This is a genomic window from Butyricimonas faecihominis, from assembly GCF_033096445.1.
Classification (GTDB): Bacteria; Bacteroidota; Bacteroidia; order Bacteroidales; family Marinifilaceae; genus Butyricimonas; species Butyricimonas faecihominis.
The window spans coordinates 1,302,489-1,327,378 of sequence record NZ_AP028155.1 but is presented as its reverse complement, the minus strand read 5'-3'; the positions used below and the strand labels follow the sequence as shown (position 1 = coordinate 1,327,378).

At 42.9% G+C, this 24,890-nt stretch carries 21 protein-coding genes; 9 read left to right on the top strand and 12 right to left on the bottom strand.

Features of this window, described 5'->3' with window-relative positions:
* Positions 1-43: 43 nt before the first annotated feature.
* The 5 genes from R8806_RS05655 to R8806_RS05635 all read left to right on the top strand — a co-directional run bounded on the left by R8806_RS05655 (position 44) and on the right by R8806_RS05635 (position 7,484).
* A complete protein-coding gene (locus R8806_RS05655; protein ID WP_229782919.1) occupies positions 44-3,502 on the top strand; it encodes a TonB-dependent receptor in 3,459 nt (1,152 codons plus the stop codon).
* 5 nt (positions 3,503-3,507) lie between these two features.
* Positions 3,508-5,049 carry a RagB/SusD family nutrient uptake outer membrane protein gene (locus tag R8806_RS05650; protein WP_221230312.1) on the top strand — a complete coding sequence of 514 codons (1,542 nt, stop codon included), beginning with the start codon at positions 3,508-3,510 and terminating at the stop codon, positions 5,047-5,049.
* 26 nt (positions 5,050-5,075) lie between these two features.
* Complete coding sequence (locus R8806_RS05645) at positions 5,076-5,702, top strand: fasciclin domain-containing protein (protein WP_124317438.1); 627 nt, start codon at positions 5,076-5,078, stop codon at positions 5,700-5,702.
* Between the two features lie 18 nt (positions 5,703-5,720).
* On the top strand, positions 5,721-6,146 hold the full coding sequence (locus tag R8806_RS05640; RefSeq protein ID WP_124317437.1) for a hypothetical protein: 426 nt from the start codon (positions 5,721-5,723) through the stop codon (positions 6,144-6,146).
* Between the two features lie 66 nt (positions 6,147-6,212).
* Complete coding sequence (locus R8806_RS05635; RefSeq protein WP_124317436.1) at positions 6,213-7,484, top strand: thioredoxin family protein; 1,272 nt, start codon at positions 6,213-6,215, stop codon at positions 7,482-7,484.
* A 115-nt stretch (positions 7,485-7,599) separates the two neighbouring features.
* On the opposite strand, the gene R8806_RS05630 is transcribed toward R8806_RS05635, so the two are convergent.
* The 3 genes from R8806_RS05630 to bcp all read right to left on the bottom strand — a co-directional run bounded on the left by R8806_RS05630 (position 7,600) and on the right by bcp (position 11,314).
* On the bottom strand, positions 7,600-9,675 hold the full coding sequence (locus R8806_RS05630; protein ID WP_124317435.1) for a S9 family peptidase: 2,076 nt from the start codon (positions 9,673-9,675) through the stop codon (positions 7,600-7,602).
* Positions 9,676-9,707: 32 nt separating this feature from the next.
* Positions 9,708-10,730 carry a recombinase RecA gene (recA, locus tag R8806_RS05625; protein WP_124317434.1) on the bottom strand — a complete coding sequence of 341 codons (1,023 nt, stop codon included), beginning with the start codon at positions 10,728-10,730 and terminating at the stop codon, positions 9,708-9,710.
* A 116-nt stretch (positions 10,731-10,846) separates the two neighbouring features.
* Positions 10,847-11,314 (bottom strand): thioredoxin-dependent thiol peroxidase, encoded by a 468-nt coding sequence (gene bcp, locus R8806_RS05620; RefSeq protein ID WP_151411759.1) that lies wholly within the window; start codon positions 11,312-11,314, stop codon positions 10,847-10,849.
* A 167-nt stretch (positions 11,315-11,481) separates the two neighbouring features.
* On the opposite strand from bcp, the gene R8806_RS05615 reads away from it, so the two are divergent.
* Both R8806_RS05615 and R8806_RS05610 read left to right on the top strand, forming a co-directional pair.
* Positions 11,482-11,790: a DUF4491 family protein gene (locus R8806_RS05615; protein WP_124318438.1), complete on the top strand. Its 309-nt coding sequence runs from the start codon at positions 11,482-11,484 to the stop codon at positions 11,788-11,790.
* A gap of 52 nt (positions 11,791-11,842) precedes the next feature.
* On the top strand, positions 11,843-12,259 hold the full coding sequence (locus R8806_RS05610; protein ID WP_124318437.1) for a PaaI family thioesterase: 417 nt from the start codon (positions 11,843-11,845) through the stop codon (positions 12,257-12,259).
* Between the two features lie 12 nt (positions 12,260-12,271).
* Here the strand turns inward: R8806_RS05610 and R8806_RS05605 are convergent, their stop codons facing one another.
* Together R8806_RS05605 and R8806_RS05600 are read right to left on the bottom strand one after the other, a co-directional pair.
* A complete protein-coding gene (locus R8806_RS05605) occupies positions 12,272-12,616 on the bottom strand; it encodes a HigA family addiction module antitoxin (RefSeq protein ID WP_087420473.1) in 345 nt (114 codons plus the stop codon).
* 8 nt (positions 12,617-12,624) lie between these two features.
* Positions 12,625-12,942: a type II toxin-antitoxin system RelE/ParE family toxin gene (locus R8806_RS05600; RefSeq protein WP_151411757.1), complete on the bottom strand. Its 318-nt coding sequence runs from the start codon at positions 12,940-12,942 to the stop codon at positions 12,625-12,627.
* A 361-nt stretch (positions 12,943-13,303) separates the two neighbouring features.
* Between R8806_RS05600 and R8806_RS05595 the strand changes: the two genes are divergently transcribed.
* Both R8806_RS05595 and R8806_RS05590 read left to right on the top strand, forming a co-directional pair.
* Positions 13,304-13,747 (top strand): hypothetical protein, encoded by a 444-nt coding sequence (locus R8806_RS05595; RefSeq protein WP_124317040.1) that lies wholly within the window; start codon positions 13,304-13,306, stop codon positions 13,745-13,747.
* 5 nt (positions 13,748-13,752) lie between these two features.
* Complete coding sequence (locus R8806_RS05590) at positions 13,753-14,769, top strand: hypothetical protein (RefSeq protein ID WP_124317039.1); 1,017 nt, start codon at positions 13,753-13,755, stop codon at positions 14,767-14,769.
* 62 nt (positions 14,770-14,831) lie between these two features.
* Here R8806_RS05590 and uvrB read toward each other — a convergent pair whose 3' ends face one another.
* The 7 genes from uvrB to R8806_RS05555 all read right to left on the bottom strand — a co-directional run bounded on the left by uvrB (position 14,832) and on the right by R8806_RS05555 (position 24,835).
* Positions 14,832-16,838 carry an excinuclease ABC subunit UvrB gene (gene uvrB, locus R8806_RS05585; RefSeq protein ID WP_124317038.1) on the bottom strand — a complete coding sequence of 669 codons (2,007 nt, stop codon included), beginning with the start codon at positions 16,836-16,838 and terminating at the stop codon, positions 14,832-14,834.
* Between the two features lie 85 nt (positions 16,839-16,923).
* Complete coding sequence (locus R8806_RS05580; RefSeq protein ID WP_118258242.1) at positions 16,924-17,301, bottom strand: thioesterase family protein; 378 nt, start codon at positions 17,299-17,301, stop codon at positions 16,924-16,926.
* 97 nt (positions 17,302-17,398) lie between these two features.
* Positions 17,399-18,148, bottom strand: a complete 750-nt coding sequence (locus R8806_RS05575) for a sulfite exporter TauE/SafE family protein (protein WP_124317037.1) — start codon at positions 18,146-18,148, stop codon at positions 17,399-17,401.
* Positions 18,149-18,186: 38 nt separating this feature from the next.
* Positions 18,187-19,476 (bottom strand): Na+/H+ antiporter NhaC family protein, encoded by a 1,290-nt coding sequence (locus tag R8806_RS05570; RefSeq protein WP_124317036.1) that lies wholly within the window; start codon positions 19,474-19,476, stop codon positions 18,187-18,189.
* Positions 19,477-19,479: 3 nt separating this feature from the next.
* Positions 19,480-20,433, bottom strand: coding sequence for a methylenetetrahydrofolate reductase [NAD(P)H] (gene metF, locus R8806_RS05565; RefSeq protein WP_124317035.1), 954 nt, complete (start codon positions 20,431-20,433; stop codon positions 19,480-19,482).
* 201 nt (positions 20,434-20,634) lie between these two features.
* Positions 20,635-24,057 carry a methionine synthase gene (gene metH / locus R8806_RS05560; protein WP_151411755.1) on the bottom strand — a complete coding sequence of 1,141 codons (3,423 nt, stop codon included), beginning with the start codon at positions 24,055-24,057 and terminating at the stop codon, positions 20,635-20,637.
* A gap of 16 nt (positions 24,058-24,073) precedes the next feature.
* Positions 24,074-24,835, bottom strand: coding sequence for a UPF0280 family protein (locus R8806_RS05555; RefSeq protein ID WP_221230313.1), 762 nt, complete (start codon positions 24,833-24,835; stop codon positions 24,074-24,076).
* Positions 24,836-24,890: the final 55 nt, after the last annotated feature.

Here is a 24,890-nt window from a genome sequence, read left to right as displayed (position 1 = left end):
ACGATTTTTGAGGAATCGTATTTTAAAAAAAGTAGTGAACATTATGAAATTAACATTCATTTTGTTGTTTGTCAGTTTTATGCAGGTGTCCGCATCTTTGTATTCTCAAGATGCCCGGGTTTCTATTCAAGTGAAGGAAACCTTGATAGAGGATGTGTTTCAATTGATTGAACAACAGACGAATTACGTGTTCGTGTATAATCACGAACAAGTGAGTAAGGTGGGGAAAATTTCGGCTGAGTTTAAAGACCAGTGTGTGGCTGAGGTGCTGGATATTTGTCTGAAAGGTTCCGGATTGCGTTATGAGTTGTTGGAGAATACGATTATTATCCGTCAGGCGGGTGAAAGAGTACAATCTGACAAGGAGCTAAAAGGGCGTGTGATAAAGGGTGTCGTGACAGACACGAAAAAGGGGCCTATTCCCGGAGTTACCGTGTTAGTGAAGGGAACAACGTTGGGGGTAGTTACTGACGTGAGCGGAAAATACAGGTTGACGTTGCCTAAGGAACAGAAGGATATTTCATTGATATTTTCTTTTGTTGGGATGAAAACACAGGTGATTAAGCTTGGTGAGCAGGATACTTTGAACGTCGTGTTGGAAGAGGATATTGCGGATTTGGATGAGGTCGTTGTTCGTGCTTACGGAACTCAGAATAAGCGGGAAATGATTAGTGCGATTTCTTCCGTGAAAGCCGAGGATATGAAAGAGCTTCCAGCGGCAAGTATTGCCAGTATGTTGCAAGGACGTTTGGCAGGAGTGAATATCATTCAACAGTCTGGGGCTCCGGGAAGTGCATCCGTGATCGCTGTCCGTGGATTTAATTCTTTGTTAGTGGATGGGGCAAGTGATGGTCAGCCACTTTGGGTTGTGGATGGGGTTCCGATGCATTCATTCGTGTCCCCGGTAACGGGAACGAACACGTTGGCGGATTTAGATCCAAGCATGATTGAGTCTGTTGAAGTATTGAAAGATGCGGCAGCAGCTTCTATTTATGGTTCGCGGGCTGGTAATGGTGTGATTCTGGTCACGACAAAAAAGGGGAAAGAAGGTAAGGCGGTTTTTTCGGCTAATGTTTCTTATACCTTGGCCCAACTGATGGAGTATCCCGTGCAAACGGGAGGACGGATGGAACGTTGGTTGGATCTCTTGATGGCTCGAAATTATAGAGGTAATATAAGTGACTATTCTGATTTTGACGTGTATAAACAACATTACCCGACATCTTATGAAGATGTGTGGAATACGAATGGAGCTTATGATTCATTTTGGGGATCAGGTAGGGAAAGTGATGTTTATTTGAATTATAAACTTCAAGATAGTTTGGATCCTTATTATAATAGTGAAACAAATTGGTATAAATATGCTTTTCGAACTGGTAAAGTATTGAATGCAAATATTCAAGCATCTGGAGGATCGGATAAGTTCCAATATATGGTGGGTATAGGTTATTATGACGAGAAGGGGATTATGGTTAACAGCGGGTATTCTCGTGCTAATTTGATTTCAAATTTAACGGCCCAGTTAACTAAAAAGATTAAGTTAGATACTCGAATTTATTTGTCGTATGTAGACAGAACGATGAATAAAGCCGTGAAAAATGTGATGGATAAGAGTCGGTACGAAAAAATGTCTGTTGATCCTAAAAGTCAACCGACGTATATCGCCGGAACAAAAGAGTTGGAAGAGGAAATGTTACAACGTGTACATGATTTACGAGATCGGACGGATGACTATCGTGCCATGGTTAGTGTTTTTGGAAGATATGAAATATTGAAGGGGTTGTCTTTTTCTGCTTCTGCCGGTATTGATTTTTCACAGGGAAATAAGAATTTATTCACACCAAGTACGATGGACGAGAAATATCATGAAAATAAATCCGAGGGAGCAATTAGTCGTACAATAGCTCTTTCGACAGATGAATTATTGGAATATGACCTGACTATAAAGGAGAAGCATAAGTTTAATGTTTTATTGGGTTTGAATATTACGAAAGATCAATATTTTTATATAGGAGGTTACGGGAAGAATGGGGCTAGTGATAACGTGTACTATTATGATCCGGGTAAGGCACCTTCTATTGTGGATCATGGGAAAAATGGTAACGAACAGTGGGTTTCGACTACTACTTACAGTTCAGATTTTAGTGAAAAGATCATGGTTAGTTATTTCGGACGTTTGGGGTATAATTTCAAACAACGTTATTTGTTCGAGACCACATTCCGTAGGGATGGAAGCTCCACTTTCGGAGAAGGAAACCGTTGGGCAAATTTCCCATCTGTTGCCGTGGGATGGGCTTTTTCGGAAGAACCTTTTATGAAATGGGCCAATTGGTTGAACTGGGGAAAACTCCGGGCAAGTTACGGTACTTCCGGGCAGATATTTACAGATGCTTATCTTGCTCATGGTTTGATGCAGGTTTCCAAGAACGGGTTTAACGGGAATGCAGCGGTTTCAACCAATACCCCGATTTCTCCTAATTTGACTTGGGAGAAGACAGAACAATACGATATTGGTTTGGATATGGATATGTTTAATTACCGTCTGAATTTCAAATTAGATTATTACTATAAATACACAAGTGGCTTGATTTATAATATTGGTTTGCCTTCTGCTGGACAAATGTACCCGTTCCCGCGTCGTACTGAAAATTGTATGGAAATTTCCAATGAAGGTATTGAATTGGAATTGACAGGTGATATTTTGCGCGAGAGTAAGGTGAGTTGGCGTACGAAATTTAATATCGCACGTAACTGGAATCGTTTGGAAAAAACGAATAATAATAAAGATTTGGCCGACCATATCATTGGGCGTCCGGTGAATGGAATTTACGTGTACGCTTCTGATGGCTTTTATGAGTCTGAGGATGAAATCCCAAGATACTATACGGCAAACGGAGCCGAGGTTTTTATGGGAGGAGTTGCTACGGATAGAGGAATAAGTGGATACGTGGGTTATTATAACTTGAAGGATTTGAACGGAGATAACCAAATATGGACAGATGATAAATATTTTGCGGGCTCTGCATTGCCGTTAGCTCATGGTGGTTGGGTGCATGAGTTAAAATGGAAAGGTTTTGAGTTAAATCTATTGTTTGTTTATACTTTGGGAAGGAAAATTTTAAATGGCCGAATCATGTCATTAAATTCTCCGGGACCTAAAATGTTTGATTATCGGAAATATCGTTTTTGGACAGCACCCGGGTGTGATGCCAATTTGCCAAGGATAGGAACAAGCGTGGATTATTTATTTGATTCGAATATTGAGAAGGTAAATTCTATGAGTTTGAAACAAATCACGTTGGGATATGATTTGCCAAAGGTAATTGCAGCTAAGATTGGTTTTAAAGGTGTGAGATTCTTTGCTACAGGCGAGAATTTGTTTTACTGGTCTAATTACTCTGGCGAAAATCCGGAAGTAATTAACGTATACACGGGATTGGACCAAGGTGGAGAATACCCTTTACCTCGGAAATGGACTTTAGGTTTAACACTTAATTTTTAATGAATATGAGAAGTATATATCATTTAGGGATATTTTTTATCCTGTTTTGTGTGGGCTGTGGGGATTTGATAGATGTTGTTCCCGAGAATGGTACTACATATACAAATTATTTCAGGACGAAGCAGGATGCGGAAGCTTTATTGAATAATTTGGAGAGAAATATGTTACAGACTAAAAGTCGGGAGGAAATCAATCGTTTAGCTGATAATCTTGAAGAGAGTGACGGGTACTTGAATCTCGATCCCGGTTATATGGAAGTTAGTTGGTCATCATATTATAGTTTGATTTACGCGGCTGATCTGATTATTGATAATGCTTTCCGTTTCGAGATATCTGAGGAAGAGATTCGTCCTTATGTGTTACAAGCCTATTTTGCGAAAGCCGTGGCCTATTTTGCATTGGCCCAAAATTGGGGAGAGGTACCTATAACAAAAGGAAGTACGAGTTTTGTGAAATTAGCCAAAAGTCCCGTGGAGGATGTGTTGAAGGAAGCGGAAAAGTATGCTTTGTTGGCTATGGAACTTCCGATTTGGAGTGAACTTCCGTGGGAATCCAAACAATATGCTAGTAAAGGGGCTGTCTCGGCTTTATTGGCATATCTTTATGCTTGGTGGGCATCTGTGGGAGAACGCCCGGAATTGTGGGAGAAGGCGGAAGAATATTGTACGATGATTATCGAGAATAAAGTGGGATTTTATGAATTAGTAGAGAGCCCCGAGGCTGTTTGTACTGAGGCGTTAATACGAGATAGTAAGGAAAGTATATGGGAGATTATGCTTTGTACTGTTGATAATACTTTGGGATATGGTAAAGGGTCGTTCGTGACATTTCCGTTGAGATTGAATGCTGATATTATTGATGATGAAAGCGAGTGGGCTATTTATAAAACTACAGTGAACAGGTTGTATGATAAGGAAGATCGTCGTCGGGATGCATATTTTTGGGGCATGGATGCCGATTCGGTTTTCTTGAAAAATGTGGCAGGAAAAGCTGTGGCTGTCGCTGCAGATCATCGGGAGCCCGGAGATGTGATTTTGGAGGGGCGTGATAATCGCAAGATTAAAAAAGCTTATTTGTACAAGTATCGTAATGTGTATTATACATATACGGATGATCGTCCGGTTCCTTATTTCGGAGGCTTGAATCAGGATGTGGTTAAATATCGCTTGGCAGATATTTTATTGTTGCGTGCGGAGTGTCGGGTTCGACAAGGAAAAGAGAATGCTGCAGAGGATTTGAATACAGTTCGTGAACGAGCGTACGGGAATAGGGAGCATGACTATACCTCGGCGGAAGGAGATTTGCAATTGGCTATTTTCCGGGAACGAGAGAAAGAATTGCTTCTGGAAGATCATTATTATTATGATGTACGTCGGAATGGAGTTGATTACGTCCGTCGTGAGTTGCCCGGAGCATATCCGAAACTTTCGGATCAGGACATTAAGGATGGGGCTCTTTATTTAATGATAAATTCATTAAATTTTGAAGAGAATGATTTGATGCGTCAGAATGTGTACTGGAACAGGAGACAGAATGAAATAAAATAAAAGAACCTATTATAAAGAATAGTGAGATGAAAAGAGCGATATGTTTTATGGTATTGTTTGGTGGGTTGTTATTTACAGCTTGTACGAAAGATAATTTTATCCACACGGGGACGAGTAAAGGTCGTTTTGAAGGTAGTTTGATGGAGTATATGGAGGCACATCCTTATGATTGGAGTTATATGGTGGAATTTGTGCGACATTCCGGAGAAGATATGGTACAACTTTTTGAAGGAAAAGATCCGGAGCATAAAGAGATCACTTTTCTCGGAATAACGAATCATTCTATACGACGTTATTTGTTAACGGAAGGGAAGACGATAGCAGATTTGGATCCGGAATGGTGTCGTGGGATTATTTTGCAACATGTTATTGATGGTAAAATATACAGGAAAGATGTTGTACCGGGAGAACCTTCTGAATATGAAACCTTAGGCACAGGAGGAACGATTTACACAACATTGGCGGGAACTCAAGTGTGGATATATACGATCATACCGGAAGCTGGTGGTGTGACTGAAAATACGGCTCGTCCTATTTATTTGAATTTTTTGAAATCTAACGAGAAGTGTAATGTGGCCTCCGGAGATATAGAACCGGATAATTGTGTCGTACACGCATTGGAGTATGCTTTTACATTGGGTCAAGAGGAATAATTTGAAAAATTGAATTTTATGAAAGTGTTATTTATTTTAGTTACGATTATATCGTGTTTTTGCATGGCTTGCCATGAACAGACTGTAGGTTTTTTAGTTACCGAAAATGCATCTTATGATCCGGATTCACTGGTAATTCGTAAAATACCGGATCCAGAAGAGGATCGGGTGCGGATTGAGTATAATGCTCCATGGATTTCTACTGATTTACAAGGATACGAGGGAACCGCCCAAATTCAATTTGACGTGGAATCCGTGTCATCTTCTTTAGGTGAAGAGGCTGCTAGGGTGTTTCAAGAGGAATTGAGTATTCGTGGGGGAGGATATTTGATGTACCCTTTGAAAAATAATGCCAAACCGGGACGTTATGTTGTTTCTGTTCGTCTTTCTAATCCCGGATATAGTCAGGTGATTAAGGATGCCTTTACTTTTATTGTTGAGTGATAAGAAAATATGGAGAGAAGAGTTTGTCCCGCTTGTTGGCGGGATAACTTTTAATATTATGATGTAATGAAAATTATTAATTCAATATTAGTATGCTTTCTTTTATTTGTAGGAGAGCAAGTGAATGCACAAGGGATACGGTTTACAGAAGGAAGTTTTTCTGAAGTGAAAGCTTTGGCAAAGCAGGAGAACAAACCAATCATGTTGTATTTTAAAATGGCAGGAGGTTCTTGTGAACAACTGGAAAAAGATGTGTTTACCAATGTGGAATTGGCTGAATTTTATAATGAACATTTCGTGTGTTATGCGATTGATGCTGCCGATAATAACACGGATATGTTCATGGGATACGAGGTACATATTGTTCCAATGGTTATTTTACTTGATAGTAAAAAAACGGAGCGTTATCGCATTGTCCATAGAATAAAACCTGATATTTTGTTACGTTTAGGGAAAGCTGTAACAGGGGAGGCTCCTACATTGGAAGAGATGTTTCAGGCTTGTAAATTGAAAGAATTTGATCTGGTTAAAGCACAACAATTATTGTTTGACGCTCCTTATTTTATCACGATGATGCCTCGGGATGAAGGGGAAAGATGGATGAAAAAATTGAAAGACATTTACGCAACTTACGTGGAAAAGAACGGGGCAGAGAATATGTTCAATTCTGTGGATTTTAATATTGTTCGGAATTTTAATAAAACACCGGCAGATAAGGATCCGCTTGTAGAATATCTAGTGGCCAATTTTGAACGGTGTAAAGAGAAAGTTCCGGAGAAATATTTGGTCGAGTATTTGTTCGATGCTCAAAATAATTTGATCTTAAGTATGGCTCGGTCAGGCAATAAAGAGTATGTTAAAGCTTTAGCCCGGGTAACGGGTGATATGAAGTATGTTTATAGTTATGTAGAAAGTAAAATAGGAGCCGATACTTTATTACGTTATCAAGCGGGAGGTTTGTTTCTTCTTTTTGGTAATAAGAATCAAGACGCTTATGTACGTTTGAAAAACGAGTATTTTGATTTGTTGGGAGCTAGACTTTCTGCTGAAGATCTTTATAATGCTATTAATGAATTGATGGGGGCTACAGAAGGAAAATTGACAGAAGAAGCGGCAACTGTTTGTGCGGCTTGGGTTGATGTGGTATTGGGACAGAAAGATATTTCTGATGCCGTTCGTTTACAAGCTTTGATAGCAAAAGGTGATTGTTGTGCTAGTGTAAAAGATTTCGGAAATGCTAGGATATGTTATAAAGATGCTTATATGCTGGCTTTGCAGGTGCAGGATAAAAGAATGCAGCAATATGCAAAACAGAAAATGGCTGATTTAGATGCTTAATGTTTGTTGAATGACAAGAAGAAGGATGTTGGTGCGTGCAAACTTCTTCCTGTTTTCATGTAAAAATCCCACGAAGTTGATACTCCGTGGGATTCTTTTTATTTGTTTGGTTTTATTATTTCAACCACTTATCCAGCCAAGAGGCGAAAGTCCGTTGCCATAGGATTCCGTTCTGGCAACCCAATACCCAGTGACATTCTTCGGGGAAGTACAAGTACTGTGCCGGGATGCCACGCATACGGGCTGCATTGAAGGCTCCCATGCCTTGAGAGGCGTCGATACGGAAGTCTTTTTGACCGTGGATAACCAAGATCGGGGTGTCCCATTCTCCCACGAATTTGTGAGGAGAGTTGTCGAATGTACGTTGAGCTACCTTGTTATTCTTTTCCCAAGGAGCGCCGCCCATATCCCAGTTAGCAAACCACATCTCTTCGGTGTTGTAGTATTGCATTTCCATGTTGAAGATACCGCAGTGAGCGATGAATGCTTTGAAGCGCTTGTCGTGATGTCCGGCAAGGAAATACACGGAGAAACCACCATAAGAGGCTCCCACGCAACCTAAACGGTTTTCATCAATATAAGGTTCTTGCTTCATCTCGTCGATGGCAGAAAGGTAATCCTTGATGTTTTGTCCGGGGTAGTCACCGCTGATTTGCTCGTTCCATTCTTGCCCGAATCCCGGTAGACCGCGACGGTTCGGGGCAACAATGATGTAACCGTTGGCTGCCATCATCTGGAAATTCCAGCGATAGCTCCAGAATTGGCTTACCGTGCTTTGAGGACCGCCTTCGCAATAAAGGATTGCCGGGTATTTTTTGTTCGGATCGAAGTGGGGAGGGTAGATGATCCAAGTCAACATTTGTTTGTTGTCCGTGGTCTTGATCCAACGAGATTCAACCTTACCCATGGTTAATTGATCCAAAATCCCTTTGTTCACGAATGATAATTCGGTGTCTTTTCCGGTTTTCGGGTCAACTTTGTAGATTTCTGCCGGTTGACTCATAGATACTTTGGTAGCGATGAGGTAGTCGTTCACGGGAATAACCGAGGTGTAATTGTGTACGCCTTCGGTTAATTTGGTGATAACACCGTCATTCAAGGTTAACCGATAGATCTCGTCCGTAGCGTGATGGTCTGAAATGAAATAGATCGTGTTGTCGTCACCCCAAGAGAGAGCCCCAACATTTTGATCGAAATCTTTCGTGTATTCTTTTTTCTCCCCGGTTTTCAAATTCATCACGAATAGACGAATTTTGTCCGCCTCGTAACCGTCACGTTCCATGCTTTCCCAAGCCATGAGTTCTCCATTGGGGGAGATCACTTGGTTTTGATCGTAACCCATCATCCCCTCTGTAAGGTTGCGGGTTTTACCGGAATTCAAATCGTAAAGATAGAGGTCCGTGTTGGTAGAAGTCATGTAAGCGATTCCCTCTTTTTTACGGGCCATGTAGATTACTCCTTTTCCGTCTTTGGTCCATGTGATCTGTTCTGTACCGCCCCAAGGACGAACGGGTGATTCCCATTTTTCTCCTTCCATGATGTCTTTCCCCGTGGTAACCATTTGGCCAGGGATGTAATCTGCCACGAAAGGATGGGTGTAAGCCTCTACCCAGTCATTCCAGTGACGATATACTTGACCGTCGATCAAGCGGGCGTTTGCCTTCGGAAGATCGGGGTGAAGATCGTGAACATCTTGTTCCAGTTTCACGTCTTTCAAGAAAAGAAGTTTGGATTTGTCCGGGGAGAAAATAAAGCCCCCGATACCGCCTTCGATATTGGTTAACTGGGTAAGCCCACTACCATCGGCATTCATTTCCCATAATTGTACGGAACCGGATTTGCTGGACATGAAGGCAATTTTACCGTCGGAAGTCCACGTCTCTCCGAATTCCTTGTAATCCGTGTCTGTCAGTTGTTTTGATTTACCGTCGGCTAGGTTCATCACGTAGATGTCACTGTATGAACGATCTTCTTCCTTGTTGAAGTAAGTCACGTCGTACACGAGTGTTTTTTGATCGGGTGATACGCTTACGCTACCGATTCTACCAAATGACCATAACACCTCGGGAGTCATCACGTCGGATGCTAGTTTCATATCCGGTGTTTTATAACTTGGTTTTACTGCCTCTTTCTTGCTGTCACACGACACCATTGCCAACAAGACTAATGCAGAACATAAATAATTTTTCATTGTAATTTTAGCTGTTTTATTACACGATTTTCTTATTTCGTTGTCGGTTGTACGCCGTTTTCCATGGCTTCCACGATTTTTTGGGTAAGCTCTTCTGCCAGTTCCGGGTTATCCATCACCAGTTGTTTCACGGTTTCCCGTCCTTGTCCCAGTTTGCTTTCGCCGTAAGAGAACCAGCTACCGCTTTTCTTGATCACGTTATATTCAACTCCGAGATCCACGATTTCGCCTGAACGAGAGATACCTTCCCCGTACATGATGTCGAATTCGGCTTTCTTGAATGGAGGTGCGACTTTGTTTTTCACCACTTTCACGCGGGTGTGGTTACCGTAAATTTCCTCTCCGTCTTTGATTTGTCCAACACGACGGATGTCCAGTCGCACGGATGAATAGAATTTCAACGCGTTACCACCCGTGGTTGTTTCGGGATTACCGAACATGACACCGATTTTATCACGCAACTGGTTGATGAATATACAGCAGGTGTTTGTCTTGCTGATGGTTCCTGTTAATTTACGTAGTGCTTGTGACATCAAACGGGCTTGTAATCCCATCACGCTGTCACCCATATCTCCCTCTATTTCAGCTTTTGGGGTTAGGGCGGCCACGGAGTCGATCACGATAATATCGATTGCTGCCGAGCGGATCAGTTGCTCCGCGATTTCAAGGGCTTGTTCCCCGTTGTCCGGTTGGGATATAAACAAATTGTTCACGTCAACTCCCAGTTTCTCTGCGTATGACCGATCGAAAGCGTGTTCGGCATCGATGATAGCCGCGATACCGCCTTGTTTTTGTGCCTCGGCGATGGCATGGATGGCTAATGTGGTCTTACCGGAAGATTCGGGACCGAAAATCTCGATCACACGGCCTTTCGGGTATCCGCCTACTCCTAATGCTCTGTCCAGTCCGATAGAGCCGGAAGGGATCACTGCAACATCTTCCACGACATTATCGCCAAGTTTCATGACGCTCCCCTTACCGAAGTTCTTCTCGATCTTGTCAAGGGTAAGTTGAAGTGCTTTTAACTTGTCTTGATTAGTTTCTGTGTTTGCCATAATTTATTGATTTTAAATTTTAGATTTTAGATTTTAAATTTGAACTCCCTCCCCCCTTCGGGGTACTTCCCCTCAGGCAGGGGAAGAAGGAGGTGGCCGAAGGCCGGAGGAGTTCTTTATTTTATTTTTAATTGTTCAAGGATTTGTTTCGCATGATCCTTCGTGTTTACTTTCGTGATCACTTTTTCGATGATCCCGTTCTCGTCAATAACAAAGGTGGTGCGAACGACTCCCATGTAAGTTCTGCCATATAATTTCTTTTCGGCCCATACACCGTAGGTTTCCAGTATCTTTTTCTCGGTATCAGCAATTAGGTTGAAAGCCAAGTTGTATTTGGTAATGAATTTTAAGTGAGAACTTGCCGAATCGGGGCTGACACCAACGACTTCAAATCCTTTTTCCGTGAGGGAAGAATAACCGTCATTCAAGCTACATGCTTCCGCGGTGCATCCCGACGTGTTATCCTTCGGGTAAAAATAGAGGATTAATTTTTTCCCTTTAAAATCTTCCAGCGTGATTTTTTTCCCGTCTTGATTTATGCCCTCGAAGTAAGGGGCTTTATCTCCTTCTTTTAATGGTGCCATATTCGTTTATAATTAGTGATTTACGATAAGGAATATAAACAATTTATGATTTAATAAAACTTGTTTACTTCTTTTCCCGTAGTCTATGTACAAAAGTAGGAATATTTTGGTGAAATGAAATAGAGTTTTGGAATATTTGTACATTTGCATGAATCTAAAAATAGAGTATGGAATTTATAGAAACGTATAATTTGACAGGGCTGATTATCGGGATTTGCACGTTCCTGATTATCGGATTATTTCATCCCGTGGTGATTAAAGCGGAATATTATTGGGGAACAGGTTGCTGGTGGATTTTTCTCGTTCTGGGAATCGTGGGGACAGTGGCCGCTTTGTGGGTGACGAACGTGCTATGGTCTTCTCTACTAGGCGTGTTTGCCTTTTCTTCTTTCTGGACGATCAAGGAGATTTTCGAGCAGGAAGAACGAGTGCGTAAAGGGTGGTTTCCCGAAAACCCAAAGAGAAAGAAAAAGTAAGATGAATTTAGTGATTGATTGAAATCTAAAATTTAAAATCTAAAATTAAAACATGGATAGTTCAGTAATTATAGAGCGGATGAACCGGGAGAGCCGGGGAACGTTAATGGCAAGTTTAGGTATAGAGTTTATTGGTATCGGAGAGAATTGGTTGGAGGCAAAAATGCCTATTGACGAACGGACGATGCGCCCCGGTAATTTGTTGCATGGTGGAGCAATTATGGCATTAGTAGAGACCGTGGGAAGTGGATTAACTTATATCGGAGAGAATCTGGAAGAAAATCACGTGTTTGGAATCGAGATTAATGCCAACCACGTTCGGAAAGCTCAAGGAAGTTATGTTATCGGTCGTGCGGAGTTTATCCATAAAGGACATCGTACTCACGTGGTATCTGTTAACGTGACGGATGAATTTGGGAATTTGGCATCTGTTGGACGGATCACGAATGTGGTGCTACCTAAGTCTTAGTTAATAGAAAGCTTATAGGATAGCAGCAATTTTACGTATTTTGCTCAGTTTTTCCATAAACTTGCTATCGTTTTTTGCCATTTGCAGATTGTAGCATGTTTGCATTTTAAGTAAAGGTTCAGCATCAATGTCTAAAGCTGCCCCTATGAGCATGGCATATTCTGTATTTAATGGACGTTTTGCATTTAGTATCTCATTTAAGACTGTATAAGATACGCCCATTTCTTTTGCAAGTTTCTTTTGAGAAATGCCTCTGTATTCAATTTCATCTTTCAAAATTTCTCCAGGGTGTGTTGGCTCAAAAGGAGTAATATTATTGGCAATCATTTTAGGGTCGATATTATCTATTTTGCTCATAACTTTTTCTATTTATAATGGTTTGATAATTCAATTATATTACAAATGGTAGTTACAATTTCGCCTCGCATCTCTGTTACTATGAATTCAATTCGATATTGATTGTTGACTCTAATGGAACAAAGTTCTTTTCTATTTCCTGATAGTTTTTCAAAATTTAGTCCGTTGTATTTGTAAAGTGCTGTAATGTTAGAAACGTTAATCATGATATCTATACAACGTTTGTATCTACGTATAATCTCAGGCTGAAAATGATGTTTTTTGTCATTAGCTTTTCCTGTTTCATATAATTCTTTTAGATACTCTTTATCGAATGTAACAATCATATTAGTTGTTTCTTTGAATACAAAGATAGGGAATAAATTTTATAAATTCGCAAATTTGCGAATTTATATGATGATTTTGAGGTAGTGTCGTGGTTTTATACATAAACACTGATCGAAAAAATTTAATATAATCTTGCATTCCTGTTTGTTATTTGTTTATAGTTTGATACCTTTGCTATTGACTTACATATATCCACGGTAGGGATTCCTGCCTAATTGTAGCAGGCATTTTTCATGCCTGTTACTCAACATACGGTTCTGTACCCCCGTGTGGTGTATTAATGTACCCACTGCCGTGGATGGTGTAAGTCAACGGGAAAGGCAGAACCGTTTTTTTCTGCCTGACTTAAATCTATAACTTATGGAAAAGAATGATGCTTTGAAGGCGCAATCAGAAAATGGAGATGCGTTAGGTGGTCTGTCCACGGAAGAAATTGAAAGGCTGGAAAATTACTACATTTTGGAGGCAGAACGTTTAATGGCGTTTGGGGTGCAAGAGAAAAAGGAACCTTTAGAGGTTATGTTGAAACACTTGCGTATCGTGGAAAACCTATTACACAGTTTACAATTTCAGTGGGAGGATAGTATTTCAGTACTATATAGTAGTTTTATGCATTATGTAGTTCTGGTAGAGGGAAAAGAGAAGCAAAATCGCTTATCAGATTTGGTGATAGAGTTGATAAAAAAGATGAAACATCTTTCCAAGAAAGAACCTTTGATTATGGGTTTGGCACGTCAATACCAGCAACAGAGGAAAGAAGTAGAAGCTTTGATTGATTTGAGGAGTAATGAACCTGAAATGTGACTATCATGGGTGAAAAGGATGAAAGTGCTTTTTCTGACGGGATGTCGGGAGAGCAACAAAGAATGTCTTCGAAAGATTTCTATCTGACGAAGTCTCAGGTTATGAGAAGGTTTCGGGGTAATAAATTGAGAGGAGATTGTGATGAAAATTTATTGGGAGGCTTGCTCCATGAGATGAATGAAACGCAACAACTCTTGGATTGTATGCGACTTCCTTGGATGAAATTGGCTGATGCTTTTTTTCAAGGTTACGTTGATGTCCCCTCGTATAGTAAGGATAAGAGACTGTTAGCTTCACGATTAATAGAATTAATGGTGAAATTATCAAGGGAAACTTCTTTTGTTGAGAAATGGTTTGTGTACAATTCTTTTCAAGCGAAAGAAATTAAAGAATTAGAGGTTGCGTGTAAGATGCGACGCCTCTATAGTATTTCCATTGGTGATGAGTTATTGTACGATCTTTCGTTAAAACAATTAGTTGAAATTCATGATACGATCGAAACGTTTCTTGAACAAGATAATACCTCTTTTCAGGAATTTGAGGATGATGATTTATGTGGAATTGATGTGGATATGTCTGTTTGTCGTTTTGCGGATAAAGATACTTATGGTGTTTCTTACTATATTGATACTTACGAGGGGGAGATGCACTTTACATCTTCCGAGCAAATAAGCTGTGTTATCGAGCAAATGCAACAATTCTTGGATCGGATGGAAAAGAGAGAGTTTATGAATATTAAAGAGGCTACGGAAAAAGAAGAGGCTTTCATTACAATACGGGAAGACTATTCCCCAAGAAAGAAAGTCTTGAACGAGATTCCACTTGTAAGCAAAAGTATTCGTCAATGTGATGGGGAGGCATTAACGGGAAATTACACGATAAGTGCTAATGGTTTGTATTTAAATGATCTATCTTCCCCGAAATTAAAAGAAATTTCCGTGAAACTTGAAGAATTTTTAGAATCTGTAGATAAACAATGGAGAATACTTCGAACGCCTGTAGAATGTGGGGTCGAATCTTGATTGGAAGGGTAAAAAGCAACTGCTTTTCCAGTTGCTTTTGCTATTATAATAGAAAAATATTGTTAAGGATTCAGCCGTTTGATTGTTTCTTCCAGTTTAAACATTTCATCCCGGAGGCGGGCAGCTTCAAGGAAATCCATTTCTTTGGCGGCTTTTTGCATGGCGGCTTTTGTTTTTTGCAGCATTTTTTCCAGCTCCGATTTACTCATGTAAGCGGTAACGGGGTCTGCGGCCATATTTACGTGTTCTTCTTCGATGTAGGCACGAGAGGTTTCTTTTAGTACGGATTCCGTGGATTTCCGTATTTGGGTAGGGGTGATACCGTGTTGAAGGTTATACTCCATCTGTTTTTCTCGGCGGTACTGGGTTTCATTGATGGTTTCCTGCATAGAGCGAGTGATCGTGTCTGCATACATGATCACTTTGCCATTTAGGTTACGGGCGGCACGTCCGGAGGTCTGTATCAGTGAACGGGTAGAGCGTAGGAATCCTTCTTTGTCTGCATCGAGGATGGCAACAAGGGAAACTTCAGGCATATCTAATCCTTCACGTAATAAGTTAACTCCTACAATTACATCAATTACTCCTTTGCGTAAATTTTCGATGATCTGTACTCGTTCTAGTGTGTCCACGTCAGAGTGAATGTACTGGCATTTGATGCGAATGCGGTCCAAATATTTACTTAGTTCCTCCGCCATTCGCTTGGTCAGCGTGGTTACAAGAACTTTTTCGTTGATCTCAATTCGTTTTTGTATTTCGTTGATGAGGTGGTCTATCTGGTTCTTGCTGGGAACGACTTCGATTTCCGGATCAAGAATTCCGGTGGGGCGGATAATCTGTTCCACGACAACCCCATTGCATTTTTCCAGTTCATAATCGGCCGGGGTGGCACTGACGTATATGGTTTGCCCCGTGTTGGCCTCAAATTCTTCAAACGTGAGTGGACGGTTATCGAAAGCTGCCGGAAGACGGAACCCGTATTCCACGAGTGATTGTTTACGGGATCGGTCACCACCATACATGGCTCTTACTTGCGGGAGTGTCACGTGTGATTCGTCTACGACGAGCAGGAAATCCTGCGGGAAGTAATCCAGCAGGCAGAAGGGGCGAACGCCGGCAGCCCGCCCGTCTAGGTAACGGGAGTAATTCTCGATACCGGAGCAATAACCTAGTTCCCGGATCATTTCCACGTCATATTTTACCCGTTCGTCCAGTCGTTTTGCCTCAAAGTGTTTACCGATGGAGTTTAAGAAATCAACTTGCACGACAAGATCGTGTTCTATGTCATGTATGGCTTTCGTGAGCGTGGCTTTATCCGTGACAAACAGATTTGCGGGGTAGATGTTCAGATTTTCCATTTCGTCGATCGTTTTCCCGGTTTGCGGGCTAAACGAGGTAATCCGGTCAATCTCATCATCCCAGAACTCGATCCGGTAGGCCATTCCCTCGAAGGTTTCAATGGCCGGGAAGATGTCTACGGTTTCTCCTTTTGCCCGAAAACTACCACGTTTGAATTCCAGTTCGTTATTCACGTAAAGGGCATCCACCAAACGGCGTAAAAGTTGATTACGGGCTATCTTTTGACCTTTCTGCAAGTAGATAATATTTGAACCGAAAGCAGTTGGGTCTGCCATACCGTAAAGACACGAAACGGATGAAATCACAATTACATCCCGGCGTCCGGATAGCAAGGATGCCGTGGTTCGTAACCGTAATTTGTCGATCTCGTCATTGATCATAAGATCTTTCTCGATATATGTGTTGGTGGTGGGCAGGTAGGCCTCCGGTTGGTAATAGTCGTAGTAAGATACAAAGTATTCTACTGCATTTTCAGGGAAGAAAGCCTTGAACTCCCCGTATAACTGGGCGGCCAACGTCTTGTTGTGGCTGAGGATTAGTGTCGGACGCTGAACCTCTTGTATCACGTTGGCAATCGTAAATGTCTTTCCCGATCCTGTAACTCCCAATAATACCTGCCCCGGGACTTCATCCAGAAGTCCTTGCGTTAGTTCCTTGATTGCTTCCGGTTGATCCCCGGTCGGTTCGAATTGGGAAGTTAGTTTAAACATTTACTAATTTTAGATTTTAAATTTTAGATTTTAAATTGAAAATGTTGGTTCTTCAATTTAAAATTTACAATTATTCAATTTACAATTAAGAAAGTTTGCTCATGAATTTTTCCGGGTTGATGATAAAGCGGTCGTGGATGGCCGAGCCGATAGGGGCGGTTTCATCCCATGCCTCGATAGAGAAACGAATACGGCGACCGTCAACCTCGGTGATGGTGGCTTTGCAGGTTACTTTCTTGCCAACAGCGGTTGCCTTCACGTGTTTGGTATTGATTTCGATACCTACGGTGTCGCTGTCGGCTTCCAACATTCCTTCCAGGCATTTGATAGCTGTGTTTTCCATTAAACCTACCATTGCGGGTGTTGCGAATACTTCCAGTTTCCCGGAACCGTAAACGGCTGCCGTGTCTTTATGTTGCACGGTAATTTCTTGTGTGAAAGAGTGTCCTATTTTTATTTCCATGATCTTTGAATTTGAATTGCAAAGTTAACTAATAATCCTGTATGGAAAGGTCGTTTTAAGAAGTTTTCACGTGATGTTATGGATTGTTTAAATTCGGTTAGCTGAAAAACAGGCGTACGGCTACAATGACAAGTACGACGAGCAGGAAATACCGAATGTATTTAGCTCCCCATTTGATACTGAAACGTACTCCTAACCATGCCCCAAGCATATTTCCACAGGCTAGGATGAGTCCGACTTTAAAATCCACGAGATCGTTCCAGATAAAGATTGCCAGAGCGATAATCGTGTAGAATAGCACGATAAATAGTTTTATGGCATTGGCTTTTAATAGATCGTAACCACATCCGAGAACCAACCCCGCCAGCAGGAAGAACCCGATACCGATTTGGATGAATCCGCCGTAAATTCCTAGGAAAAAGAAGATAATGTTTCGTAGCCACGGGCTTTTCATTTTTGCCTTGTCCGCATTTGCTTTAACCCAGGCATCCGGGTTCAAGAGTAGCATGAAAAACATGACGATTAAAAGTCCGGCAATGACTTTTTTGAATATCTCTTCGTTGATGTCCACGGCAATAAATGCACCCACGATACTTCCGAGGGCCACGGGGAGTAGCAGTTTAGAATCGGTTTTGAAATCAAGTATTTTTTTTTGTTTAAAGCCGCTGACGGATACCACGTTTTGCAATAAAATAGCAATCCGGTTGGTTGCGTTCGCCACGTTTGCCGGTAAGCCGATGAAGATAAGGAAAGGTACTACCAACATGGAGCCGCCCCCGGCAAACGTGTTGATAAAACCTGCGGCGGTACCGAGGAGTATGGTGACGATGATTTCGATTATTGTCATGGGGCAAAGTTAAAAACTAAAAGATAAAAGCTAAAAGTTTACCGTGAGTATTTCCGAGGATAGCGAAAGAATATAGCCAAAAGGGCTGCAACACCCATTAAGTACGGGTAGTAGAGGTACTGCATGATGGCTAGCGGGGTAATGGAGGCTAGACCGGCGGCCATGAGTAATTGCGCTCCGTAGGGAATGATACCTTGCACGAAACACGAGAATGTGTCTAGCAGGCTGGCTGATTTCCGGGGATCGACACCAAAACGATTGGCAATGTCTTTAGCTATGGGGCCGGACATGATGAGGGCTATCGTGTTGTTTGCCGTGCATAAATCGGCGAAACTGACTAGGGCGGCAATACTTAATTCGGCTCCTTTTTTTGATTTGACATGAGTTGTCAATTTCTGAATGATGTAGGCAATTCCCCCGTTGTAGCGAATCATTTCGAGCATTCCGCCTGCCAGCAACGTGATAATGATCAGTTCTCCCATATCGGAGATCCCCGAACCCATGGCGGCAAACCATTCCCAGAATTGAATGCTTCCGGTAATTATCCCGACTATACCGGAACAGAGAATACCGAGTAGAAGTACGATCATGACATTCACGCCAGCCAAGGCGGTGATTAGTACCAAAATGTAAGGAATTACTTTTAACCACTCGATCGGGGTGGCGCTGGGTGTTGTTGTTATTTCGCTGCCTTGGAACAGGTAAACGATAGTTACGAGTATAGCAACCGGGATGACAATTAAGCTATTGACTTTAAATTTATCTTTCATGTTACAGCCTTGCGTGCGGGTGGCAACAATGGTCGTGTCGGAGATAAAGGATAGGTTATCCCCGAACATGGCTCCTCCGACCACGATGGCTACCATGAAAGGCGTGTTTATGCCTGTTTGTGCGGCAATACCGACGGCGACGGGGGTAAGTGCCACGATCGTACCGACAGAAGTTCCCATGGAAAGTGAAATGAAACAGGCGGCAATAAACATCCCTGCGAGTAAGAGACTGTCCGGAAGTACGGATAAAGCGAGATTAACAGTCGCATCTACCGCCCCCACGGCTTTTGCCGTTTGGGCAAATGCCCCGGCAAGGATAAAAATCCACACCATGAGCATGATATTGCTGTTGGCGGCTCCTTTACAGAATAGGTCTATCCGTTTGTGGAGTTTTCCCCCGGAAGAGATGGCCACGGCCACAACGGAAGAGACGAGAAATGCCACGGTGATCGGCATTTTGTAAAAATCTCCCATGATGATAGAGGCGATCAGGTAGATACTTAAAAATATGATCAAGGGAGTTAGTGCCCAAAAGTTTGGTTTAGTTTCTTGTTGCATAGCTTAGAAAACTTGTTTTACAATTTCCTGAATATTTTCCGATTTCCCCATCGTGTAGTAATGAACGGCGGGAACCCCGTGTGCGATGAGTTCTTTACTCTGTGCCACGCACCATTCTATACCGACTTGGTTGATCTCCTTGTTATTTTTGCATGAACGAATCTCTTTAACCAGTTCGTGTGGGATGTCTATACTGAATGTACGTGGGAGCATTTCCAGATGTTTGAATGTTGATATGGGTTTTAATCCCGGTACGATAGGTACGGTAATTCCTTGCGCCCGGCATTTATCGACAAACTGGAAAAATTTGGAGTTATCGAAAAACATCTGGGTGACGATATAATTCGCTCCCGCATCGACTTTCTTTTTCAGGTTCTCGATGTCACAGGCTTGGTTGGGTGCCTCGTAATGTTTTTCCGGGTATCCGGCAACCCCGATGCAGAAGTTCGTGGGAACGGCATCTGTCAGCGTGTCATCCAAGTATTGGCCGTGGTTCATGCGAGTGATTTGTTCTACCAGTTCACAACTATATTGGTGTCCGCCTTCTTCGGGAGTAAAGAAACGTTCTCCCGGTATGGGATCACCCCGGAGTGCCATCACGTTTTCAATGTCAAGGAAATTCAAGTCTATGAGTTCGTTTTCGATCTTATGGCGGGTGGCTCCCCCGCACACGATATGAGGAACCATGTCCACGTTGTACCGTCTCATGATGGCTGCGGCCAGTGCCACGGAACCGGGGCGTTTTGTCACGGTAACTTTTTTGATCGTTCCGTCCGGGTATTCACGATATACCACTTCATCCCGGTGAAAGGTAATGTTAATGAATGGGGGAGCAAGGGCAATCAAGGGTTCGATGGCCTCGTATATTTTATTGATGTCTCCGCCTTTTAGTGGCGGTACCAGCTCGAAAGAGAATACCGCTTTGTCTGTATTGTTGAGTATGTCGATGACTTTCATAATTTTAGATTTTTAGATTCCAATAGTTTATCTATTTTAGAGTTCAAACTCCTCCGTCACTTCGTGCCACCTCCTCTATAAACAGAGGAGGAGTTGGTGACTCTTCCCGAAAACAGGGAGTATTCCAGCTCTCCCTCTGTTTATAGAGGGAGTACCCCGAAGGGGGGAGGGAGTTTGTTACTTTTATCTTATTTTAGAGTCTTATACGCTAAAATATTTTGCTTTAGGATGAGAAATCAGCATACCACACAGGCTTGTCGAGGGATAGATGGAATACCCCTCGGTGAGGCGTACCCCGATCTGGGCAGGAGCATCCAAGATGTCAAAGGCCAATTTCTTCATCGCATGATCCGGGCAAGTCGGGTAACCGAAAGCGGGACGGATGATGTGAGTTCCTTCATTGACTTGTTCCTGCATCCATTCCGCGCAGGCTTCTGCCAACCGGGCACAGAGACTTCCTCGTAACAAATGTTCAAAATTACGGCAATCGTTGCATTGGTGATCATCCTGTACTTTCAAGCAGAATAGTCCCACGCTGCCGATTCCTTTTTCTTTCGGGATGACAAAATCAGCCAGTGAAAGACACTCTTCCAAGTCCGCTTGTTGCCGGGGCATCGTGAATCGATATTGACCATCCAGAACGATGTCTTCATACTCCGAATAGGCATCAAAGAAACGGACAATGATGGAAACGTCAAATTCATTTCCGGCGATCACTTTACCCAGCATATCCAGTGCTGCCTGGTAAGTATGGTCCGCCTCGTCGTTCGTGTAAATGATTTCAGGGTATATCCCTTTGAATCCCCAGAAATGGAAAAATGGTGTCCAGTCGATTCTTTCCACTAAATCTTCGAGATTCAAGCGTTTTACCAGTAGATTGTGTTCTCCGAAAGTTGTGGGCTCCACGTGATCCCAATCGTATCGAGGGGCTCTCCGGCGAGCCTCTTCGAGTGATATTTGTTTTTGTTGATGTTGATTGTACAAAATTCGAATGTTTTCTTGTTCAACTTTTATTTCACGAATATAATTTTTCCGGTCATTCAGTAAACGCTTGATGATTCCCACGGTCCGGGATGCGTCACCGCCTGACACGACGCAATAATCGTATTTAGGTGCCAGTTTAACGGCCGTATGCACGGTTGAGGTCGTAGCCCCGCCAACAAGTAGGGGAACTTGTAATTGTTCTTTTTGCAACAGTTCGCACAGGTTTTCCATTTCCCCCAGAGAGGGCGTGATCAAACCGCTGACTCCGATAATATCTGCCTCGTGTTCTTTGGCAGCCTTAACAATACTCTGATTGTCAACCATGACACCAAGGTCGATTACATCCAGATTATTACAGGTCAGAACAATATTCACGATATTTTTACCGATGTCGTGTACGTCTCCTTTCACCGTGGCAATCACGACACGGGGGCGGCGGGTTACGTTTTTGCCCGATGCGTTGTGACGTTCGATTTCCGGTTGCAGGATGTGTACGGCTTCTTTCATAACCTTGGCTGATTTCACGACCTGTGGCAAGAACATTTTTCCTTCCCCGAAGAATTGTCCGACCCGTTCCATTCCTTTCATTAAAGGTTCTTCTATGATCTCGACCGGGCTGGCATAATGCGCGAGTGCCTCTTGAAGGTCTTCCGTCAGATAATCCGTGATTCCCTTGATTAGAGCGTGTCCGAGACGTTCTTCCAGGGGACGGTTCCGCCATTCTTCCTGTTGCACTGTTTTTACTTCTCCTTTCGTTTCCTTGTATTTTTCGGCAAGAGAGATTAGGGTTTCCGTTGCTTCAGGTGTACGGTTTAGTACGACGTCTTCCACGGCTTTCAGCAATATCGGGTCGATCTCGTCATATACCTGTAATATGGCAGGATTCACGATCGCCATGTCCAACCCTGCACGAATGGCATGGTACAAGAAAACGGAGTGCATGGCTTCCCGCACCGTGTTGTTTCCCCGGAACGAGAATGACAGGTTGGAGACACCACCGGATGTGCGGCATCCTTTCAAGTTTTGTTTAATCCAGCGTACCGCTTCGATATAGTCCACGGCATAGTTGTTGTGTTCCTCGATTCCGGTTCCGATGGCTAGTATGTTCACATCGAAGATAATGTTTTCAGGAGTAAATCCAGCTTGCGTGGTCAACAAGTCGTAAGCTCTTTGGCAAATGTCTATTTTACGTTGGTATGTCGTGGCTTGGCCTTCTTCGTCAAATGCCATCACGACCACGGCTGCCCCCAGACGTTGAATTTCTTTGGCTTTGTAAAGGAAGTCTTTTTCCCCTTCTTTCAAGCTGATCGAGTTTACAATACATTTTCCTTGCGTGTTTTTTAACCCGGCAAGGATGGTTTCCCACTTGGAAGAATCTATCATGAAAGCCGCTTTGGCAATATCCGGTTCGTTGCTGATGATTCGCACGAAACGTTCCATCTCGGCCGTGCCGTCCAACATGGCATCATCCATGTTGATGTCGATGATAGACGCTCCTGCCTCGATCTGTTTCCGGGCGATCGTGGCAGCCTCCGTGTAATTCTTTTCCCGGATAAGACGGGCAAATTTAGCGGAGCCTGCCACGTTTGTACGTTCGCCGATATTGATAAAATTGTTTAATTCCTTATCCACCACGACGGTATCGAGACCACTCACTTTTAGTTGGTGGTTGGATGTCGGGACTTTTCTAGGGGGGATGTCTTTCAAGGCGTTTGCGATTGCCCGGATGTGTTCCGGTGTCGTTCCGCAACATCCTCCGGCAATATTGATCAATCCCTCTTTTGCCATGTTCTGGAGACAAAGAGCGGTAAATTTCGGAGATTCGTCGTATTCTCCCATTTCATTCGGTAGTCCTGCGTTCGGGTATATACTGATGTAACACGGGATGCGTGGAGCCAGTTCCCGTAGGAAATGGTGTAACTCTTTCGCCCCGAATGAACAGTTCAGGCCAAAGCTGAGAATCGGGTAGTGGGAGAGACTCGTGAACAGGGCCTCCAGTGATTGTCCGGTCAGTGTACGTCCGCTTTTGTCGTTTACCGTGGCGGAAAGCATCACGGGAAGATGCGTACCTTTCTCTTCCTGTACTTTTGCGATAGCGTAAAGGGCGGCTTTTGCGTTCAGCCCGTCGTAGATGGTTTCAACCAGCAACAAATCTACGCCGCCTTCTATTAATGCCGTTACCTGACTGGCGTATGCATTGGCCAGCGTATCGAAATCCACGATTCGGTAAGTCGGTTGATCGGGATCAGGGGTGAGGGTCAGGGATTTATCGGTTGGTCCGATACTTCCTGCCACGTAAACTTTCCGTTCTTTACAAGCGGCTGCGGTTTCTTTTGCCAGACGGGCGCCTTCCAAGTTAAAGCGTTCCACCCATTCCGTACAACCGTATTCGGTTTGTGAAATAGCATTGGCATTGAAGGTGTTGGTTTCGATAATATCGGCTCCCGCATCAATATAGTTTTGATGTACCTGACGAATCACGTCCGGGCGGGTAATATTCAGCACATCGTTGTTTCCCTTTAGGGGGATCGGGTGGTGTGCGAATTCCTTGCCTCGGAAATCGGTTTCCGTCAACCGGAATTGCTGCAAAGCTGTTCCGGTGGCTCCATCCAGTATGTATATGCGATCTTGTAGGTTCATTTTTGTAATTTAGAATTTAAAGTTTAGAATGAAAGAGTTTTAAATCAAAAATGCCGTGAATTCCGATTTTGTCATCCTTGATACAGATGGCGGCAAGGATGTCTTTCGTCTTCCCGATCTTTTCGATGCAAGGGGCGATGTCGTCTGTTGTTTTGATTTCGTTGGCAAAAGCCGTGGCATACGTGTCGGCTAAAGCACAATTTTTACAAATAATCATGACGGCATCCGCTTTCCCGAAACTTAAAGAGGGACCCACGGTTCCGGATGAAGTACAAATTCCTAGGGGGGCGTGGTCAGCCCAGAGGGTGAAACCCACTTTTTCCGACAGGGGAGAGGGCCCGGCAAACACGGCAATATCTATGTTTTCTTGTATGTCCGCGTAGATGTCTCCGCCATTTTCCACGATGATTTCCCGCACCCCGTACTTTTCTTTGATCTCTTGACCAATTCGGCTGGCAACAGCCCCGGCAACCGCACTCATCGGACCGATTCCGGATTTTCTGGCCACCTCAGACATCTCTTGAAAAATGGTTGGGGCTCCCGGTTGTGCCTCGTAGGAAACGAGTGACGTGGCGTAATCCGGATCATTTTGCAGGTAAGCATCCATGTATTCCCGTAATGTTCGGATTCGGGATTCCGTGAATGTAGGTATGCTTTCTTGGAAAGATGCTTGATCTATTCCGATCCACAGGTCTGTCTCTTTGTAAGCAACCGTGAAAGAATACCAGCGCTCTTTCTGCAAATGCTCCCGATATGTGCGATTTTTGTACTCGATCATAACCGAATTAATTTATGATTTCAATTTTCAATTCTCCATTTTCCATTTTCAATTG

Bases quoted from the DNA above. Each gene is read 5' to 3' on its own strand.
- R8806_RS05655 (WP_229782919.1), top strand. From the start codon at position 44: ATGAAATTAACATTCATTTTGTTGTTTGTCAGTTTTATGCAGGTGTCC.
- R8806_RS05650 (WP_221230312.1), top strand. From the start codon at position 3,508: ATGAGAAGTATATATCATTTAGGGATATTTTTTATCCTGTTTTGTGTG.
- R8806_RS05645 (WP_124317438.1), top strand. From the start codon at position 5,076: ATGAAAAGAGCGATATGTTTTATGGTATTGTTTGGTGGGTTGTTATTT.
- R8806_RS05640 (WP_124317437.1), top strand. From the start codon at position 5,721: ATGAAAGTGTTATTTATTTTAGTTACGATTATATCGTGTTTTTGCATG.
- R8806_RS05635 (WP_124317436.1), top strand. From the start codon at position 6,213: ATGAAAATTATTAATTCAATATTAGTATGCTTTCTTTTATTTGTAGGA.
- R8806_RS05630 (WP_124317435.1), bottom strand. From the start codon at position 9,675: ATGAAAAATTATTTATGTTCTGCATTAGTCTTGTTGGCAATGGTGTCG.
- recA (WP_124317434.1), bottom strand. From the start codon at position 10,730: ATGGCAAACACAGAAACTAATCAAGACAAGTTAAAAGCACTTCAACTT.
- bcp (WP_151411759.1), bottom strand. From the start codon at position 11,314: ATGGCACCATTAAAAGAAGGAGATAAAGCCCCTTACTTCGAGGGCATA.
- R8806_RS05615 (WP_124318438.1), top strand. From the start codon at position 11,482: ATGGAATTTATAGAAACGTATAATTTGACAGGGCTGATTATCGGGATT.
- R8806_RS05610 (WP_124318437.1), top strand. From the start codon at position 11,843: ATGGATAGTTCAGTAATTATAGAGCGGATGAACCGGGAGAGCCGGGGA.
- R8806_RS05605 (WP_087420473.1), bottom strand. From the start codon at position 12,616: ATGAGCAAAATAGATAATATCGACCCTAAAATGATTGCCAATAATATT.
- R8806_RS05600 (WP_151411757.1), bottom strand. From the start codon at position 12,942: ATGATTGTTACATTCGATAAAGAGTATCTAAAAGAATTATATGAAACA.
- R8806_RS05595 (WP_124317040.1), top strand. From the start codon at position 13,304: ATGGAAAAGAATGATGCTTTGAAGGCGCAATCAGAAAATGGAGATGCG.
- R8806_RS05590 (WP_124317039.1), top strand. From the start codon at position 13,753: ATGGGTGAAAAGGATGAAAGTGCTTTTTCTGACGGGATGTCGGGAGAG.
- uvrB (WP_124317038.1), bottom strand. From the start codon at position 16,838: ATGTTTAAACTAACTTCCCAATTCGAACCGACCGGGGATCAACCGGAA.
- R8806_RS05580 (WP_118258242.1), bottom strand. From the start codon at position 17,301: ATGGAAATAAAAATAGGACACTCTTTCACACAAGAAATTACCGTGCAA.
- R8806_RS05575 (WP_124317037.1), bottom strand. From the start codon at position 18,148: ATGACAATAATCGAAATCATCGTCACCATACTCCTCGGTACCGCCGCA.
- R8806_RS05570 (WP_124317036.1), bottom strand. From the start codon at position 19,476: ATGCAACAAGAAACTAAACCAAACTTTTGGGCACTAACTCCCTTGATC.
- metF (WP_124317035.1), bottom strand. From the start codon at position 20,433: ATGAAAGTCATCGACATACTCAACAATACAGACAAAGCGGTATTCTCT.
- metH (WP_151411755.1), bottom strand. From the start codon at position 24,057: ATGAACCTACAAGATCGCATATACATACTGGATGGAGCCACCGGAACA.
- R8806_RS05555 (WP_221230313.1), bottom strand. From the start codon at position 24,835: ATGATCGAGTACAAAAATCGCACATATCGGGAGCATTTGCAGAAAGAG.